We start from the raw sequence: 18,753 nt of genomic DNA on the forward strand, positions 1-18,753 counted from the left end.
TTCTCCTTTAGTTAGAGCCAAGAATAGCTGAGACTGCTTTAGCATCTGCGACCAAGATTTGGACAATAGAATCGTCAATCCTGTCATTCTGATCACGGGAGGTTACGTGCTTGATAAAATCATCCAAATGTTTTGAAGCTTGTTTCGAGTCTCCTTTGTCCATAGAATGGCGCACTTGCCTAAGCGTATTAAGCAGCACTTGGCTTTTACCATTTCCGATGGCTCCAGATTGGATGTAATTGTTAACTTCGTTCTCCAACGAGTCAATTGTAGCGGTTACCGTTACGGTAACGCGATTGGTTACCAGCGTTGACCCTCCGACATTCACCTGAGCCCATACCTCTGCGGTACCGGGATGATTGGCGATGAACTTCCCATTCTCTATCGCGATAACACTTGGATTACTACTGGCATAAACCGGGTTGCGTTTTTCCAAGAGGGTAATGGATCGCCCTTGCGGTAGCAGCGCTTTTATCATCGGTTCGGCACTCTGGTTTCGGATTAAACTGTTGGAAGTCAGAGTCAATTGGGCACCTGTTGGCTGTAGGATAAGATTCGGTATGGTGAGCTTGAGCAATTCTGCTCCTTCCGCTAAGTAGAAGTTTCCGAACGCATCCTGCGAAATCCAATTCCGAATACCAACATTTCGAATCACTTTTTTCACTTTGGTCTGAGCGTTAATAACGAAAAATTGATTAGCCTGCACCCCGTATACATTACCGTCCGTACCGACTTCGAACTGTGCATCTCTCCAGACTGCGCTGCTATAGTTACGTGACATCAGCTCCTGGGTATGAATGATTTGCCGGGTAGTTGGATTGAAAATAAACAGGTAACCTTCCGCAGAACCCCAGATCATCCCATCCGGGCCAACAATCAGTTCCGTAATTCCTTTTTTACCTGGGACCGGTACGATCTCAAATACTTTTTGCTTCGCCTTCACATCCCAAATGAATAATTTCGCCTCTGTTTCCGTTGGATCTGCGCCAAGACCTCCATAGATGTTGGAGCCTCCGTAAATCAAGCCGTCTTTATACGTGACAGCCGTTACGCTTTGCTGATTCACGATATTCCAGTATACTTCTCGCTGGTCCGTTTTTATATCATAAATAGCAAGTGCACCGCCTAAATATCCGTATTTCGGAACCGTGCCGATCGCTAATTTTCCATCATCAATCATGATACCCGCAAGTCCGCGGTCTTGATGCCCCACATCGGAGGCTGTAAACAACTCTCTTGGATTCGGGGAAACCGGGTCCAGACGATTCCATGGTTTTGCGGGATCAAATTCATATACGACCATATTCGTATAATTCACATAGTAGATTTTATCGTTATAATGATAAATTCGGTCCGTCTGCGAGCCTGGCAGCTTCTGTCCGTCACCCATCGTTTCGTTCGTAAATTCCTGAGTCAACCCTGTAAATGGATTGTAGATCGAATTGCCTCCCGACAAATACCCGCTCGTATGAACCATCCCGTCAGCCGACACTTCCACGGTCTGCAGCTCTGTGGGCTCGCCTGCGATCTCGAATAAAATGCTTTTGCTTTTGCCAGTTGCCGGATTGTACTTGAACAGCTTGCCATATCTGGATACTCCAATAAGCGTATCACCGGGATATTCCGGGTCGTCTAGCTGAGCGAATCCAAAGCCGTTCATATCGCCTTGCGCATCCACGCCAAGCATGACATATTGTTTAGAAACCGTATCGTAATACCCCAGCTGGGAATCGGATGTAAAATAGATTTTATTGTCGGAAGGCGCTTTAGGAGAAACATGCCTGGAAGTTACATTGCCTTCTATCTCATCAAATTGCATGGTATTCAGATCCATGGCAATCGTTAAACCTGGAGAGAACCTCATAAACAGCTTATCTCCCGATACCGTCATATCGTAGATGAATTGACTGGATTGGTAACGCTCGGGAAGCGGAATTTCCGTTTTCAACTTCGTATCACGGTCATATTTGATCAAATGAGCATGGGCTCCGATTCCATAGTAAGTATCATTACGCTTCTCATCATAGGCGACGGAATAAGAATAGGATTCACCCGACATGATAGGGCCCAGATTTGTGTTCACTTTGGTGTTGGTATTGAATTCAAAGCCTTCGCTCTTATTGTAAGTCCCGCCAATCAGGGTGCCCTCTGGACCATTTTCCATGTCAAACACCTGCGAGCCCGAAACCTTGCTTACAAATTCAACTTTATTTGTACCTGGCACATACTTAAAAAGATTACTTGGTGTTCCTGCCATGTATACAGTACCGTCAGGCTGAACACTTAAACCGCGAACGTAGGTACAAGAATAATTGGTTCCGTTTACAGTGTCTTCAATTGGAATCGCAGCGATGAGCTTTTCAGATTTCACATCAATGACGAGAAGCTTGGCCGGGATTCCCACCATCGTGGAATAAGCAACCGGGTTTCCTGCGGCATCCTTACCGAGAGCAGCCCGATGGGTGTTAACGGTATGCACTTGTGGTCCGAGATTGGTTATATTGAATGGAATATTGTCCGAGGGAACTTCTTGCTTAACGGAAAAATACAAATCGTCCACTATCGCTGCTCCTTTGGTCGCTGAGGCTGTATATACCAATATCCTTGCATAGGCCGCATCAGCAGGTGCAGGCGCTTCGAGATTCACGTTCTTCCATATCAGTGTGGGAGATAATGCTGCAAGGGCGGGCTTTGCAATGAATCCAGAAATCGGATTGTCCGTGGCTTTCTTGTAGAATCTTACTGCCGTATAGATGGTACCGCTTACTTGATTTGCTTTCATGTCCAGCTTATACGCCTGATTCGGCGTCACCTCGATTAAATCGCTGTAAACAACGATTGCTGCAGTCGTGTTGTCGTCTTTTACCGTGAGGCTGTAGGCGCCCGATGAACTTGTTTCGTCGGTTGTCTCTGCCGTAATACCGGGTTTTACAGAGTTATCCGCTCCTCGGAACAAAGTCCATCCCGGAATCATATCGCCTTCTTCCGCCAATTGCTCGAAACCCGGATTGACAAGCAGGTTCGGCGGAGCTTGCTCGGCTAGAACGCGGCCAGCAAACGGGACCAATCCAGAGATGGCCAGACAGACGGCCATAATCGTGCAAAACACAAGCTTCCAAATACTTGTTTTCCTCTTTATCATCGTACTCATGTCCTTACCTCCAACGTTTATTAGTTAATCCGGTTGGTTACCGGTATCACCCTTTAATGGAGCCGAGCAGCATACCCTTGACAAAGTGCTTTTGCAGGAACGGATAAATGATAAGTATCGGCAGTGTAGCTACTACGACGGTAGCCATCTTGATCGTCTCAGGCGGCAACACTTGCAGATCTTGAACATTGAGGCCCAGCTCCTGGCTGACGCTTGGTGTCACGATCATGTTGCGAAGAACAACCTGTATCGGCATTAACGATGGATCCGTTACATACATGATCCCTCCGAAGTAAGCATTCCAGTGATTGACGCCATAAAATAATCCTAATGTAGCGACTATCGGCATCGATAATGGAAGAACGATCCTCCCTAATACCTGGAGGTCCGAGCAGCCGTCGACTTTAGCCGCTTCCTCCACTTCGGCTGGCAAGTTCTCGAAGTAAGACTTCATGATCAGCATGTTAAAAGAAGAAACAAGCCCGGGGATGATCAACGCCCAAATGGAGTTTAACAATCCAGTTGCACTAACGACGAGATACAGCGGAATTAACCCACCCGAGAAAAGCATCGTGAACACGATACTAACCAGAACCGCATTGCGGCCGGGTAAATATTTTTTGGACAAGGGGTAAGCAAGCAATGAGGTGATCAGCAGATTACAGAACGTTCCTAACGTGGTTACCATGATCGTAATTTTCAGGGCATCGGGAATCCGGTTGCTTTTGAAAATATAGTAGTAAGCATCGAATGTGACATGCTGTGGCCATAAGACGAATCCGCCGTTACGAAGCACTTCTGCAATAGGGGTGACGGACATTACGGCTACATAGTACAGCGGGAACAAAGTCGCGAATCCAAAAATAACCAGGCTCGTATACAGGACTGTGTCTATGATCCGGTCCGTTTTATTTTTCTTCAGAATAAAGGACATCCGTTATCCTCCTTTTTTTCAGCTACCAAATTCCGGATCCGCCGAATTTCTTAGCGAGTTTATTAGCAACAATCACCAGAATGAATCCGACGAAGGATTTAAATAATCCAACCGTAGACGCAGTACTGAAATCCAGATTCTCAATCCCTCTCCGGAATACCCAGGTATCGATAATATCACCGACTTCATAAACGCGAGCGTTCAAGAAAATGTAGGTTTGCTCGAAGCCGGCATCCAAAATATGACCGATTCTTAGGATAATAAGCATGAGGAACACGTCTCTAATTCCAGGCAGGGTAATATGCCACAGCTGATTCCAGCGCCCCGCACCGTCCACGACGGCCGCTTCGTATAACTCTTGATTGATGGTGGCTAGAACAGCCAAATAGATGATGGCTCCGAAGCCTGTGTTCTTCCATATGTCCGTCAATAACAGAATCGGTCTGAACCATTCTTTTTCGGTTAGCAGGTTAATGGATAACCCCCAATGTTCGTTTACCCAAGAGGAGATAAGTCCAGAATCAGGTGCCAGAAATGAGAATGTCAAACCGTAAACGATGATCCAGGAAAGAAAATAGGGCCCGTATGTCACCGTTTGGATGATCCGCTTAAACCATCTAACCCGGATTTCATTTAGGATCAGTGCAAGAAGGAGATCCGGAAGCATATTGAACAAAATTCGGTATACACTCAGCACGAGCGTGTTTTTCAGTAATAACGGAAAGTCTGGGGAACTGAAGACTTCTCGGAAATTCTGCAGTCCGATCCAAGGGCTTTTCCATATACCTTGCATCATGTTGTAATCTTTAAAGGAGATGATAAGTCCGAGCATAGGAATGTAATGATAAATCAAGTAATAGATTAGGCCGGGGATCATCATCAAGTACAGCCAGTGATATCGCATGCATGCATGTTTGATACTAAGTACAAATGACTTGCGTTTTTTAGTGACCGTTATTGCGTCATCTGCAAGATGTACATTCCTCATCGGAAGCCCCTCCGTTCCCATTAATACTTAATCACTGCTCCAAGTAAGCTTCCAGGGTCATGTTTGTACTGCTCGTATACTTGCCAAGCATCGGGTAAAGCAACCTGATTAGTAATCAGCCCACTGATATCGATTCTCTGCTCGGCCAAAAGCCGAATGTATTCCCGTAAATTTCGTTCTTCCGTCCAGCGGACATAGCCTATCGGATAATCGCAGCCGTCATGTTCATAGGCCTCATCGTACCTACCGGGACCTCCGGCGCGGGATATGAGCACCTGAGCTTCTTTGAGGAACATTTTGCTTCGTGTGAATTCCATGTACATGTCACCAACGATGACAATCTTTCCTCGATCGCGTATCCAATCAAAACTTTCATCGAGGAGGTCCATTTGTTTGCCGCCGGCGCAATGAATAACTGTGTCTGCCCCACCGCTTCCTGAAATCTCCTGAATCTTGCTGTTGATCTCTTCCATGCTGCTGCAGATAGTGATGTTTCCTATGCCGGATAACGCTTCTCTTCGCTTTTCCAAAATATCGAACGCGATCACCCTGGCACATGCTGCATGGGCAATTCGTGCTATAATTTGCCCCAGAATGCCTAACCCCACGATGACGACGGACTCGCCAAACTTTATATTCGCTTGCCTAAGCGCATGAATGGCGATCGCACCAAGCCCTACCGTAGATGCATCCATCAAAGGAACATGAGCGGGGACGGGGACGACTAAATGCTTTGGAACAAGCAAATATTCCGCATGCTTCACATAGGGACCCCCGTAGCAAGCAACAGGCTGATTAGGCTCAATGCCCACAACGCCCTCTCCAGTACTAATGGCGATTCCAGCAGCGCTGTAACCCAATGGTGAAGGATTTTCCGGCATCCGTTTTAATGCAGTAAGCTCTGTACCCGGACTAATCGTTGAATAAAGTGATTTAACTAGAACGAAATTACTTTTCACTTGCGGCAGAGGCTCATCGGCCACTTTGACATTTCCTCTATGATTGATAATTGCCTTCACAGTAACCAACTCTCCCCGCTCACGTTTTTCAAATGCACATCTAATTTATATCTAAATTATAAGTATCCAGCATTTTACTTGTCAACAACTTTTATTCGAAAAATTAGTTTATATCTAATATACAAATAGTGAATTTATGTAATGAAAAAAGGTCCTTTTTTTGAAAGGACCGGGCGCGTATACATTCACTTTTCGGGTTATTCACTCTGCTTGATCAGTGTTCAGCCCAGTAACAATATTTGTGGAGGTCACTTTAACATCCTGAAGCTTGGACCAATACAGCTTAGCTTGCCGCAGCACGTGAGACAGCTGGACGGAATCCAGCTTCAATTCGCTCAGTCGTTTAAAGGTAGGCACGATCTCCCGATAGATGTTATACCGGGAAGGTCTTGTGATGCTCTCCTCGCCCTTCCACTCTGCTGCATTCTTATCCACCGGGATACTTAAGGTGTGTTTCCGCATGATCAGTTGGGCACGAGGCGATTGTAGAAACTCAACGACTTTGCGCGCGGCTTCTTTTACCTTCGATTTTCTGCTTATCGCCAGCCCAATGATGACCAGCATGGTTTTAGACTCTTTCAGGTATGGCAAGGGGGCAATATCGTAAGAAAATGATGCCCCCTTTATTTTGTTGAGACCAAAATAGCTGGTCATAATCATAGATACCTTCCCGTTCAAGAACAGCTCTTCCGCGTCTGCTTCGCTGGCTGAAAGCATGGTCGGAAACACATTGGGCATGTATATAATGTCACGGCACGTCTCCAGACTTTCCATCAGCTTTGCTTCGTCGATTTCATAGTGTCCATGCTGGTTTCGTTCGAAAGCGATGCCGCTCTGAAACAGGAAGATCGGCCATCGGTTTTGGGAAAGCAAGTGGAAATAGAATCCGAATCTTTCATTCTCGATAGCCAATTCCTTGGCATGAGCAAGAAGATCGGTCCATGTCCAACCACTGTAAGGTTCCGATAAATTGATTTCGGCAAAATGATCCCGATTGTAACACAAAATGACCGGCGAGTATGAAAAGGGCTGGACCAGAAGCTCCCCTTGGTGCATAAACGGCTCAGATAGAAACGGATACAGCGAAGGATTGAGCTCGTATGGTTCCAACAGGTTATAAGTCTCATTGTCTACAAACTCCATGAAGCTCCGGTCATTCATGCTGAAAACATCCAAAAGATCGGCATCCAAATATTCCTTTATGGAGTTATGGAAATTTTGTGAGGGAATTTCGACGGGCTGCACCTGTATGTGTGGATAAAGCCCGTGAAATTCGGAAATCATTTCCGCCAAAGCCGTCTCATAATTGGTGCTCGGGTGATAACCAAAGCGAACCAACGTTTTATTCTCGTCAGCAATGGCGGTAACACGATTGCCGACCTTTGGTATTTTCTCGATTAACCCTTCCTCAACCAACATATCCAGAGCTTTGCGCACCGATTTATTGCTAAGGTGAAATTGTCTCGTTAAATCTAATTCCGAGGGCAAAAATTCACCTACCGCTCGCTTGCCTGAAATAATTTCCTCCCGCAAAATACTGGCCATTTCCTCCAATCTGATTCGGAATGTTTTTCTGCTTACTTTTTCATCCATCATGACAACCATTCACCTCAAAAAACTGCTTAGTTTTACATCCGTATACAAAAATATGATTTCCTACTACGGATTGGCCGAAACGTACGTATACGGTTTGCCTAGTGCATCCGATACTTGCTTGGCGTAATTCTCAAATATTTCTTTTCCATGATACTTGTTTATTAATTCCTCACGATATTTCGGCCAATTGGAGGCATCCTTCTCCTCAAACAAGATCTTGGCGTGGTAAGCGTTCATTTTGGCCCGGAATGCTGCTAAATCAAATCCTTGCGGTGGTGTTAAACTCGTTCCCGGGGAGGGGATATATTTATAAGTTCTTACTTTGTCCACGATTTTTCGATCACGGTCGGTTTCGTTCGGATTGATGACGTCCAGTTTCATAACGAAGGGTTCATCAGGTGTAAAGGCACCATAAATTTTCAGGAAATTCCCATTATCAATGATGTCTTTCTTGTAGGCGTCAGAAATCAGGGTAATTTTGCTTCCTTCTTTCTTATAGTGTACACCTTCCTGCCCATACTTCGATAGTAGGAAACCTTCCTCTCCGAAGAGCCAATCCATGATTTGTGCTGACCTTTGAATATTCTCCTCCGGTGCTTTGGCGCTGAACAGGAAAGGGATGCCTGGTACCGCTTCTGAACTTACCCCGGCGTTAGCCCATGGATGAAACGGCTGCCAATCGGCTGTCTTCACTCCCGTAACATCGATGGTTTTCTTTTGAACACTGTTGGGGCTGTTATCGAAGGCGATATCCCGATTGGCAGACCAGATGATCCCAACCTTACCCTGGGCCGCCTTTTCAATGTTTTGTCCGGTTTTGTTCAAATACCAGTCCGGATCCACCACTTTCATCGCCAGCAATTTCTTCGTATCCTCAAGAATGTTCTGGACTTTAATATCGCTTGCTGAATCAATGAATTTATCACCCTCAAGAACAAATCCGGCAGGTCGGCCATATTCATACCAGGCTGGGAAATCTCGCACGAAGTTGGCGCCATTCCCGGCAGCCGACAGACCATATGTATCGTTCTTACCGTTACCGTCCGGATCATTAGACGTAAAAGCCTTCATCACTTCAATCATTTGATTATAGTTTTCAGGTACCTTCAAATTTAACTTATCCAGCCAGTCTTTACGAATATAATAGGAAGCGTATTGCGTCCTGGCAAATGGAACCGGTGCCCTAGCGAATGCGCCATGAACTTGGTACTGCTTCAATTCCGTTGGATTCGTCCAATATTTGAAATAGTTGGGCATCACTTGCGGATTCACATATTTGCTCATATCCGCTGCAACTTTATCTAGCACGTATTGATTAGACTCTCTTCCGCCCATAAAAAACATATCCGGTGACTGATTGGAAGTAATCAACAGGTTGACCTTGCTCTGATAATCCGTAGTGAAATTCATATGTTGGAGCTTTAGCTCTACATTAAATTTCTGCTCGATCGTTTTTTTCACGAAGTCTTTATCTACCGAAGGCAACTGCGCGTTGCTATCAGCAACGATAAACCAATTCAATGTGAGTTTCTTGCTAGACGGTGCAGCCGTCCCGGTCTCCACCGGTTTTGTTGATGATTTGTCGTCAGAACATCCGCTAAGAAGGAGTGTAACTGCAAGAGAGCCCAATAAAGCTTTCTTAATACTGATCAAATCTGATCATCCCCTCGTTATAATGTATATCTAACTTATAACTATATGTTATACGCCCCTATGTATCGGTGTCAATACAAATAATTAGTTCCATCTAGTGTATTTATAGAAATATAAAAAAGGAGCTGCCAAATAGCAGCTCCTTCATTCGCTTTACTTTACTTTACTTTACTTTACTTCATAGAAGACACCCAATCAACATTCGACACAAATATACAAGCATAAGTTTCAGGCAAGGCATAATTTATGCCGAATCATAGCAGCAAGCTTGGCAATTTGTTCATCCGGTAGGGCGCCCGATGCTATCGAACGTGCTGCAACAGGAACGTACCATGACCGTAATTCTTCCTCTGTAACCCCAGATAGCTTACAGTATTCGTCAATGAAAATGTGGTAGACATTTTCCAAGCATCGTTTCCTGGTCGCCCCCCCGTTACTCACATTTAGTTGTTGATATAGCGTTCGAAGATGTAACCGAAATCCTTGACCTTTAACTCAGAGTGCTTATTCTTCAACCAATTGTAGGTTGATTCGTTGATTGCATCAAATTGGGCTACAGGGGAAGTAGTTTGAGTTGTGATACGGCCTGTCGCTTCCTTAGCAATAACTACGCTTTGCTTCGCATAACCAAACAAGTCCTCGTTATGTGCTACTGTCTCGGAAATCTTAATTAAGGCTTTATACAAGTCTTTTATCTGCTCAATTTGCTTCTTGTCCACATCAATTGAGAAGTTGACGTCACCGATAACGAACTTGATCTCGACGTCAAGATCGATAGTTCCTGCAGTTTCTAAATACACTTTGGAAATTGCATTTGTGTGGTAGCTGTACCGTTTCAGCATACGCTTGCTGCTAATAGCACTATCTCCATCAAGGTGGATTAGGGCAAGGTTGGTGAAGCAGTATTCGTCTTTCTTCGACTTAATGATGAAGAAAATCTTCTCGCCATCCTCATGCATGACATAATCATCTGAATCTACCTTGTCGAAATCACTCGGACTAATTACCTTACCGATATCACTTAAACCTAATGCATCTGCCGCAAACTTCTTGAACAATAGAATCATCCTCTCATTTTGGAAATAAGGATAAGTCGTTATCCAACTCGGGATTTAGAAAAACCGATCCTTAGTGTTACCCTATTATACATTAATGGTAGAATTCACATAAGTAGTTGGATTGCTGTGATGAGTGTTGGTTCATCTGCCCTAAATATAATCGTATTTACATATTTATTTCTACCATAAGCTCCTTATGCTCATGATTGCGATAATAAAAAGTAACATGTTAGACAGTTGATCGTATCCTGCCCTTTACCGAAATGAAGAGGCTGACTCAAAAGGTTAATAACCTAGCGAGCAGCCTCTATTTTGTTTCGATACGGAGCGAAATCTAACAGGAATTCCTCCCGTTAATTTGGCGTTAATTGTTCTAAACGGTCATCTAACTGGAAAACCTCCCTCTAATTTTTGGGGGAATCGCTATTCCGCGAGAAAACATCAGAAATAACGGGAGATTTTCCATGTAAACTAGCTTTTTGTGAAAAACCATCTAAATTAACGGTAGGTTTTCCATGTAGTGCAACAGTGAAAACAGAGGCAGCCTAAAGATGAACGCCTTATGGGACAGTCCCTCCCATTAGATCAATTCAGAACTATCAAGGTTCTTATTCTATTCTCAAAATGGATCGGTGAATTGTGTTCCCCTTACGATCTGAATAATAATGGTAATTACCGGTGAGTTAGTCTGCAACGACGCAAGCTCCTTCACCTTAGGTTTAAAGTATTAAACTAAGTTTTCGTAAGCGACCTGTGGCATTTGCGTTGCTAACTTGCCTCCGCTCACATCGATCATCGTTCCGGTGATGTACCCGGCAAGGTCGGAAGCGAGGAAACAAATCAAATTTGCAACGTCTTCCTTTTCCCCCCACTGACGCAGTGTAAGCGTGTCGAGGAGCCGCTGCTGCTGCTGCTCCGGAAGCTCAGAGAAATGATTCAAATCCGTTGGAATCATGCCTGGCGAGTAGCAGTTGACCGTGACATTCCATGGTCCAAGCTCTCCTGCCAATACCCGGGTAAACTGTTCTACACCGGCTTTGGACGAGGCATATGCCGCGCTTCCGTAACTCGGCACGATCGCCGCGAAGGAGGCTGCGTTAATGATACGGCCCTTTCGCTGCTTTTTCATTATAGGCGCGACCGCTTTGCACATGAGGAAAGTGCCTTTTAAATTGGTATCGAGGTTAAGATCCCATATATGTTCCTGCAGCGTTTCAACCGTTCCGCCGTTAGCAACTCCGGCGTTATTGACCAGGATATCGATCCGTCCGTATTTTCCCTCTACGTCACTAATCACCTGCGTTATTTGAGCATACTCCCGTACGTCACAGATGTATTGGCTTCCATGAAGCTCTTGTTCCTCAAATTGCTGCCGGATGTCCGCGATGTTAGTGGGATCGATGTCGAGGATGACTGTCGTTACGCCTTCGCGAGCCAAAGTGAAAGCGATCTCTCTTCCTATCCCCCGACCGGCCCCTGTCACGATCGCGACTTTTCCTTTTAAATCGATCAGCATCGATCATCGGCTCCTTCGGATACGGTTAACAAGATTTTAGCGATTTTGCCGGGCCCGGAGATCAGGGTTTCGAAACATCGCGCCCCTTCTTCAAGAGGAGCATGCACCGTCCAGGCATCCAAATGGACACGCCCTTCGCTGATCCATTGCAAAGCGGTTTCGAAATCGTCGGAATGATAGGCGAAAGCACCTGTCACTTGAATTTCGCTGCGGATGAGCAAGTTCACCGGGAGTTTACTGGATTCTTCATGCAAGCCGGTAAAGATAACCCTTCCCCCGGGCCTTACAGCTTCCAAGCAAGTGCGGCGCGTCACTTCCAATCCGACCGCATCTATGGCAACGTCGTATTTGAAGCCATCGCCAATTGCTTCAAGGCTTGTTGCGGTTATCGCACCTAACTCCCTGGCGATTTCAAGGCGCTCCTCATTGACATCGATCAGTACGATATGCCTTAGTCCATACACCTGTGCGGCCTGAAGCGTCAGAAGCCCGATCGGACCAGCCCCGACAATCAATAGCTTGTCGGATGGAAGCGGCTTCGCCAGCTTGCAAATATGGACCGCACAAGCGAATGGCTCGGTGAAAGCTCCTTTATCGAAGGAAACGTGATCTTCCAGCACGTACACGTTTTTTTCAGCTATCGCCACGTATTCTGCGAAGGCACCTGGACGGTGTGCACCCGCAAGCTTCCGCTGTGCACATAGCTGAGCAGCGCCGTTCGTACAAGGTCGACAACCTCCGCAAGATATGAGCGGATTCGCCGTGACACGGTCACCGATTTTAAATCGAGTTACGCTGACGCCCAGCTCAGCAATTGTCCCGGCAAACTCGTGTCCCATAATAAGAGGAGGCTTGCGCAGCGAATTGTGCCCCAAATACCCGCTTAACTCCGATCCGCAAATCCCTACTCGTTCTACACGAATAAGCACTTCATCCGGTAGGGGAACAGGAATCTCAACCTCCCTTATGTGCATCTCCCGAGGTTCTTCATAAATAAGAGCTTTCATCGTCGAAACCTCCTTTATTGATGCTTTTCGCGTTTTTCCCAGCCTTGTTTAAAAAGCGGAAGCCAGTGACCTGGATGGTAAGGATGCTTCACGATTTCCTGCAAATTCAGATCGACGCCAAGTCCGGGACCTTCCGGCGGCTCCAAATAACCGTTAACAACCTTCAAAGGCGGAACCAACACTTGCTCTTCCCACGAGTCATTGAATTCGTCAAAAATTTCATGAATGAAAAAGTTCGGGGTCGCCATATTCAAATGCGCGCAAACGACGGAGCAGATCGGTCCTTGTGCGCTGTGCGGCGCAACGACTCCGTTATGAGCATGAACCATGCCGTTAATCTGCTTCGACGCGGCAATTCCAAGGTACTGCGGCTCCAATTGGATAATATGTACGGCGTCGTGCTTCAGCAGCTCGGCAAACTGTTCCCGGCAATAATAATCTTCACCGCAAGCAATCGGTACGGGGCTGCGCTTTGCCACCTCTACCATGGAAGAAATACGCTGCGGCGGCACCGGCGCTTCGAACCACGTCGGCTTATACGGAAGCATCGCGTCCGCAAACTGAAGAGCCGTATGCACGCTAAAGCGATTATGGCCCTCAATAAGGATATCGACCGTCGGCCCCACTGCCTCCCGAACGGCTGCAATGATTTCGATTGCGGTTTGAAAATCATTTCTCTCCACGGTTCGCCAGGCGCTGCCGAACGGATCGAATTTCAATGCGGTGTAGCCTCTAGCAACAACTTCCTTCGCCTTATCATGAAACATTTGCGGATCGCGAGGACCACGGTACCAGCCATTGGCATAGCAGCGCAGCCGCTCGTGACATCTCCCGCCGAGCAGCTTATAGAGCGGCTGCCCAGCGACCTTGCCGATAATATCCCAGCAGGCGGTTTCAATCGCCGCAAGCGCTGAGCCTTGAATTTGCCCGCCGTCGGAATAGACGTCGCGTGTCATCTTCAAGGCGATCGTCTCCACGTCATGAGGATCCATGCCGATATATAGATGCTTCAGCTCGTGGATAGCCGCCTCCACCGTTTTGGCGAAACCGTTTAACGTCCCTTCACCGATTCCGTACACGCCTTCATTTGTTTGCAATCTCACGAAAAGCCAATTTTTCCATGGATTTCCGACAATATACGTTTCCAAATCAGTTATGATCATGGCTGGGTCTCCTTTAGTATTTCCAAATACGTATGACCAGCGTTCAGCACTTCAATGATGCGATCGACATCATAGACACTTCCTCTCCATGTTCCACCGCTTGCAGCCTGCAACGCTGCCCATAGACGAGTATCATCCGGCAGCTTAGGGTCAGGCATGAGCTCAGGATGGGAAGGACGCGAGGCAAGTATGACGGCTCCCTCCCCAGGACTAAACTGCTCTTCTCCTTGCCCGATAAAATTGACGTTTCCTTCCAGTCGGGTAATATCGATTGTCACTTCCAGTAAATCCCCGTTACGCAGCTTTCCAATCGGTCCGCCAGCGAGTGCTTCAGGACCAACATGCCCGATACACGCCCCCGTTGATACGCCGGAAAACCGGGCATCCGTGAGCAAAGTCACATATTTGCCGAAGGGCAGATGCTTTAATGCGGAGGTAAGCTGGTACGTCTCTTCCATGCCCGTACCGGATGGACCTCTGCCCATTAGCACCATGATGTCGCCTTCGACGATGTGGCCGTCTTTAATCGCTTTAACGGCCGATTTCTCAGTCGTAAATACTTTTGCACGTCCGGTATGGCGATAAACGCCGTCTTCCCCAACAACTTCAGGGTCAATAGCGGTCGATTTAATGACGGAGCCCTCCGGTGCAATATTTCCTATTGGAAATGTCACTGTGGACGTGAGTCCCCGGCTCTTGGCTTTGGCAGGACTCATAATGATATCATCGGCATCAACGCCGTCCGTTTCCTTCAAATGCTGGCGAATCTGATGACGGCGCTCCGAAGATTCCCACCAATCCAAGAGGACACCGAGGTTTTCGCCTGCCACCGTTTTGACCGATTCGTCAAGCAGCCCCAGCTTCCGCAAGTGGAGCATCACTTCCGGCACGCCGCCGGCCATAAATACGCGAACCGTCGGATGATATTCCGGACCGTTCGGCAGCACGCTTACGAGGCGCGGTACGCTTTTGTTGATCCGGTTCCAGTCGGCCACGTCCGGGATGCGGCGTTTCGCCGCGTGGGCAACGGCCGGAATATGGAGCAGCAAATTGGTCGATCCGCCGAACGCAGCGTGAACGACCATCGCATTTTGAATGGCGGCATCGGTCAAAATATGGCTCATGTGGATGCCTTTCGATTGCATCCAATAGACGGCTCTCGCTGACTGTCTGGCGATATTGCGCCACAGCGGCTGTCCGGACGGAGCGAGCGCGGAATGTGGCAAAGACATACCCAGCGCTTCCGCAACGACCTGCGCGGTCGCCGCCGTTCCAAGAAACTGACAGCCGCCGCCGGGGGTCGCACATGTGCGGCAGCCCATATCCGCCGCTTCCTGCAGCGAAATTTGCCCTTGCGAGTAGCGGGCGCCAATCGTTTGGATCTTGGCGGAATCTTCTCCGTTCGTTGGGGGCAATGTCACGCCGCCGGGGACGATAATCCCAGGCAAATCATGAATACCGGCTAGAGCGACCATCATAGCAGGAAGTCCCTTGTCGCAAGTCGCGATGCCGATTACACCACTGCGTGTCGGTAAGGATCGCACGAGCCGTCGATACACGATAGCGGCATCGTTGCGATACGGCAGCGAATCAAACATCCCCGTCGTGCCTTGCGAACGACCGTCGCAAGGATCGCTCACATAGCCTGCGAACGGAACCCCGCCCAGCTCGCTGATCTCCAGTGCCGCCTCTTTCGTAAGGATACCGACTTCCCAGTGACCGGTATGATACCCGAGGGCGATGGGCGTTCCGTCCTCTGCACGCAGGCCGCCTTGTGTGCTGAGAATGAGTACTTGCTTCCCGTTTAAACGATCCGGCTTCCACCCCATGCCCACATTCTGGCTCAAGCCGAACAAATCGCCGCTCGGCCAGTTGAGCAGCATGTCGCCCGTCAGCGGCAGCGAGCCCTGAGGACCCGCCGCATGGGTTTGCAATCGGTAGCTTTCTTGATCTTCCTGACCCATAATATATGTCAACGCATCGCTCATCGCTTACTTCCCCTCGCTCGTCATGTTATTTCCAACAAACAATCGTCTCGCCCGTTAACGCATCGGATTGCGGTCCACACAAGAACATGACAATACCCGACATATCTTCAGGCTGCGCAACTTTCTGCAAGCGCGAACGGTCATCTTGTTCTGTTACTGTACGCGTCGCCAGGAAACGAGCCGTGTAGGTCGGCGCTGGGGAAATACAGTTGACGTTCACGTCAAACGGACGCAGCTGCTCAGCTAAACTTCGTGTATAGTGCGAGATGCCCATTTTTGCCGCTGCATAAATAATTCCTTCGTTAACGGGAATATGCCCGGCAATCGATCCAACGTTCACAATTTTGCCGGAACGGCGCTCACGCATATGGAGGCCAGCAAATTTACAAGCGTACATGGTTGATAGCAAGTTACGATCTACAACAGCACGGATATCCTCCACAGAAATATCCAATGCATCGTTTGGATCCGGACGCGGCGTATGTAAACCGATGTCACCACCGGCATTATTCACTAAAATATCGATCGAACCGAGCGTTTCAATAGATTGCTCGATGAGCGCTTTGACTTGCTCCGCATCGGACAACTCCGCCGCAATGAAATGAGCTTTCACGCCATACTTAGAAGCGATTTCTTGCGCGACTGCACTGCCGGATGACGCCTCGTTAAAACGGGCCGCAGCTTCTTCATTCACATCGTGAATAATGACATTAGCGCCCGCACGTGCCAAATCAACGGCATATTGTTTCCCAAGACCTCTGCTGGAACCGGTTACAAGAGCATTCTTACCTGTCAGATCGAACGTCGTCATCCTGATCACCTCATGGAATTAATGGGTTATGCATAGCGCTTGATTATGCTCGATAAGTAAGCCATACCGGTATTCAGTTCATCCAACTCGTAAGCGACGATGGCATCAGGTGACATGCCCTTTTCGAATGGGGTTTGCCAATCCCCCTTGTTTCTCGCATGATCCTCGACAAATCGCAGCAGACGAGTGAGCTGGCGTGCCGAACGTTCTGGGTATTCGGTCCAAAAATCTTCCTGCAGCACACGTACATGCCTCGCTTCCAAAGCACCGTGTTCGATCGACATCGTAATCTGCGGATTGACTTCGTTAAAGATTCTCAGCAATTCGGGAAAGTTTATAACCCCTTGTCCAAGTGGCTTCCGTACTAATCGGTATCCTTCCTCGGATGAATAAATGGCGTATTCTTTGAGATGGACATTTTTCACATATGGGGCTACCTGGCGAAAGAAGTCGACCGGCTCTTCGGCCGTGGCCAGCGGATTGCCGGTATCGAGCGTGATGCCAAATTTCTCGGAGCCGATGCTTTCGCATAACCAGAGCAATTCTTCAGAAGCCAAATCCTGATGGTTCTCGACAGCTAAATTAGCGCCGGCTGGGTTGGCCGAATTCATCACTTCTTGGAAAGAACGAAGGATGGATTGCAAGAAAGGCTGCCATGAGCCGGCCATATGCCTGCGGTCTCCGCCGAACTTCGCCCCGCCCACAACCGTTCTCACTGTAAGGGCACCTACCCGGTCAGCCATCTGCAGCGCTTCCTTCAGTTGTTCGGGGTCAAACCCTCCGGCCGCAACGTTAATGAACAGCCCTTTGTCTCGCGCGTAGTCAGCCGCTTCGTCGGCATCACTGCTTTTTAGAATATCGAACGGAATCTCGCTTCCCTGAAGCCCATAAGACTCGGCCATCTGCAGAAGTTCCTTCGCCGTAATGCGTTTCCGGTTTGCCGCTGGGTGAATGCCCATCGCATAGACAGTTCCGTAAGCCGTAAGTCCGAATCTCATTGCACATGCCTCCTATTTGTTCCTTATTCAGATGTCCAACCACCATCAATCACGATCGCCGATCCCGTCATGAAGCTGGACAGATCGGAAGCAAGATACACCATTAACCCAGTAAGCTCCTCAGGTTTCCCCCAACGCTTGATCGGCAGGTGATTCAGGAAAAATTGATTCGCTTCCGGATTGTTGATGACGGCTTGGTTGATGTCTGTAGCGAAAGGACCCGGGCAAACTGCGTTAGCCGTTATGTTATGCTCAGCCCACTCTAGTGCCATAACCTTCGTCAGTTGGATCAATCCGCCTTTACTGGAGCAATAAGCGGACCGCTCAGGGAGCGCCACCGTACCCAGCATGGAGGCAATATTAATAATTCTTCCGAATTTTTGTTTGATCATTTGTGGAACGACTGCTTTGGCGCATAAAAAAGGCGCTTTCAGATTCGTCGTCTGAACAAGATCCCAGCTTTCTTCATCATATTCGAGAATCGGCTTGCGCACATTGACTCCGGCATTATTAATCAAAATATCCAAACGCCCGAATGTGTCCACAGCTTTATCAACCACAGCTTGAATCTGACTAAAATCCGTCACATCGGCAGCGAGCCCTAATGTATCCCTGCCTGTTTCCTTGCGGATCGCTTCCGCTGCCATGTGCGCTTTGCGCTCATCCCGGCTTGTCACAACGACACTTGCTCCCGCATTCGCTAACGTACGTGAAAACTCTAGCCCAAGTCCCTGGCAACCGCCAGTAATGAGTGCAACCTTCCCATCCAGCTTGAAATCACTCATAGGTATTGTACATCCCCTCACATACGTATTTCTTATCGTTTTTAATTATAATCACACGGTGGTTGGGACTGAATGGAATATTTTTG

Annotated in this window: 15 protein-coding genes; all 15 read right to left on the bottom strand. The window is 47.8% G+C overall.

Going from position 1 to position 18,753, the window contains the following annotated elements:
* Positions 1–7: 7 nt before the first annotated feature.
* The 15 genes from AC58UU_RS22935 to AC58UU_RS23005 all read right to left on the bottom strand — a co-directional run bounded on the left by AC58UU_RS22935 (position 8) and on the right by AC58UU_RS23005 (position 18,667).
* Positions 8–3,151: an FIMAH domain-containing protein gene (locus tag AC58UU_RS22935; RefSeq protein WP_497319111.1), complete on the bottom strand. Its 3,144-nt coding sequence runs from the start codon at positions 3,149–3,151 to the stop codon at positions 8–10.
* Positions 3,152–3,197: 46 nt separating this feature from the next.
* Positions 3,198–4,085, bottom strand: coding sequence for a carbohydrate ABC transporter permease (locus tag AC58UU_RS22940; RefSeq protein ID WP_497319112.1), 888 nt, complete (start codon positions 4,083–4,085; stop codon positions 3,198–3,200).
* Positions 4,086–4,107: 22 nt separating this feature from the next.
* Entirely contained in the window at positions 4,108–5,073 is a 966-nt protein-coding gene (locus AC58UU_RS22945) for an ABC transporter permease (protein ID WP_497319113.1), read from the bottom strand.
* A 20-nt stretch (positions 5,074–5,093) separates the two neighbouring features.
* Entirely contained in the window at positions 5,094–6,092 is a 999-nt protein-coding gene (locus AC58UU_RS22950) for a zinc-dependent alcohol dehydrogenase (RefSeq protein ID WP_497319115.1), read from the bottom strand.
* 201 nt (positions 6,093–6,293) lie between these two features.
* Positions 6,294–7,688: an ABC transporter substrate-binding protein gene (locus tag AC58UU_RS22955; protein ID WP_497319116.1), complete on the bottom strand. Its 1,395-nt coding sequence runs from the start codon at positions 7,686–7,688 to the stop codon at positions 6,294–6,296.
* Between the two features lie 63 nt (positions 7,689–7,751).
* Entirely contained in the window at positions 7,752–9,341 is a 1,590-nt protein-coding gene (locus AC58UU_RS22960) for a type 2 periplasmic-binding domain-containing protein (protein ID WP_497319118.1), read from the bottom strand.
* A gap of 228 nt (positions 9,342–9,569) precedes the next feature.
* The gene (locus AC58UU_RS22965; RefSeq protein WP_497319119.1) at positions 9,570–9,749 is read right to left on the bottom strand and encodes a hypothetical protein; all 180 of its coding nucleotides are present in this window, start codon (positions 9,747–9,749) and stop codon (positions 9,570–9,572) included.
* Between the two features lie 35 nt (positions 9,750–9,784).
* Entirely contained in the window at positions 9,785–10,399 is a 615-nt protein-coding gene (locus AC58UU_RS22970) for a PH domain-containing protein (protein WP_497319121.1), read from the bottom strand.
* 727 nt (positions 10,400–11,126) lie between these two features.
* Entirely contained in the window at positions 11,127–11,915 is a 789-nt protein-coding gene (locus AC58UU_RS22975) for an SDR family NAD(P)-dependent oxidoreductase (RefSeq protein WP_497319122.1), read from the bottom strand.
* The gene (locus AC58UU_RS22980; protein ID WP_497319123.1) at positions 11,909–12,922 is read right to left on the bottom strand and encodes a zinc-dependent alcohol dehydrogenase; all 1,014 of its coding nucleotides are present in this window, start codon (positions 12,920–12,922) and stop codon (positions 11,909–11,911) included. Before AC58UU_RS22980 ends, AC58UU_RS22975 begins: the two co-directional genes overlap by 7 nt.
* Before the next feature lie 14 nt (positions 12,923–12,936).
* Positions 12,937–14,085: a mandelate racemase/muconate lactonizing enzyme family protein gene (locus tag AC58UU_RS22985; RefSeq protein ID WP_497319124.1), complete on the bottom strand. Its 1,149-nt coding sequence runs from the start codon at positions 14,083–14,085 to the stop codon at positions 12,937–12,939.
* Entirely contained in the window at positions 14,082–16,073 is a 1,992-nt protein-coding gene (locus tag AC58UU_RS22990; RefSeq protein WP_497319125.1) for a YjhG/YagF family D-xylonate dehydratase, read from the bottom strand. Before AC58UU_RS22990 ends, AC58UU_RS22985 begins: the two co-directional genes overlap by 4 nt.
* A gap of 25 nt (positions 16,074–16,098) precedes the next feature.
* A complete protein-coding gene (locus tag AC58UU_RS22995; protein WP_497319126.1) occupies positions 16,099–16,884 on the bottom strand; it encodes an SDR family NAD(P)-dependent oxidoreductase in 786 nt (261 codons plus the stop codon).
* A gap of 26 nt (positions 16,885–16,910) precedes the next feature.
* Positions 16,911–17,882 carry a sugar phosphate isomerase/epimerase family protein gene (locus AC58UU_RS23000; RefSeq protein WP_497319128.1) on the bottom strand — a complete coding sequence of 324 codons (972 nt, stop codon included), beginning with the start codon at positions 17,880–17,882 and terminating at the stop codon, positions 16,911–16,913.
* 23 nt (positions 17,883–17,905) lie between these two features.
* The gene (locus AC58UU_RS23005) at positions 17,906–18,667 is read right to left on the bottom strand and encodes an SDR family NAD(P)-dependent oxidoreductase (protein WP_497319129.1); all 762 of its coding nucleotides are present in this window, start codon (positions 18,665–18,667) and stop codon (positions 17,906–17,908) included.
* Positions 18,668–18,753 lie beyond the last annotated feature (86 nt).

The sequence above is a fragment of the Paenibacillus sp. JT22N1 genome, from assembly GCF_059692155.1.

Bases quoted from the DNA above. Each gene is read 5' to 3' on its own strand.
- AC58UU_RS22990 (WP_497319125.1), bottom strand. From the start codon at position 16,073: ATGAGCGATGCGTTGACATATATTATGGGTCAGGAAGATCAAGAAAGC.
- AC58UU_RS22980 (WP_497319123.1), bottom strand. From the start codon at position 12,922: ATGAAAGCTCTTATTTATGAAGAACCTCGGGAGATGCACATAAGGGAG.
- AC58UU_RS22975 (WP_497319122.1), bottom strand. From the start codon at position 11,915: ATGCTGATCGATTTAAAAGGAAAAGTCGCGATCGTGACAGGGGCCGGT.
- AC58UU_RS22940 (WP_497319112.1), bottom strand. From the start codon at position 4,085: ATGTCCTTTATTCTGAAGAAAAATAAAACGGACCGGATCATAGACACA.
- AC58UU_RS23000 (WP_497319128.1), bottom strand. From the start codon at position 17,882: ATGAGATTCGGACTTACGGCTTACGGAACTGTCTATGCGATGGGCATT.
- AC58UU_RS22995 (WP_497319126.1), bottom strand. From the start codon at position 16,884: ATGACGACGTTCGATCTGACAGGTAAGAATGCTCTTGTAACCGGTTCC.
- AC58UU_RS22985 (WP_497319124.1), bottom strand. From the start codon at position 14,085: ATGATCATAACTGATTTGGAAACGTATATTGTCGGAAATCCATGGAAA.
- AC58UU_RS23005 (WP_497319129.1), bottom strand. From the start codon at position 18,667: ATGAGTGATTTCAAGCTGGATGGGAAGGTTGCACTCATTACTGGCGGT.
- AC58UU_RS22935 (WP_497319111.1), bottom strand. From the start codon at position 3,151: ATGAGTACGATGATAAAGAGGAAAACAAGTATTTGGAAGCTTGTGTTT.
- AC58UU_RS22955 (WP_497319116.1), bottom strand. From the start codon at position 7,688: ATGATGGATGAAAAAGTAAGCAGAAAAACATTCCGAATCAGATTGGAG.
- AC58UU_RS22945 (WP_497319113.1), bottom strand. From the start codon at position 5,073: ATGAGGAATGTACATCTTGCAGATGACGCAATAACGGTCACTAAAAAA.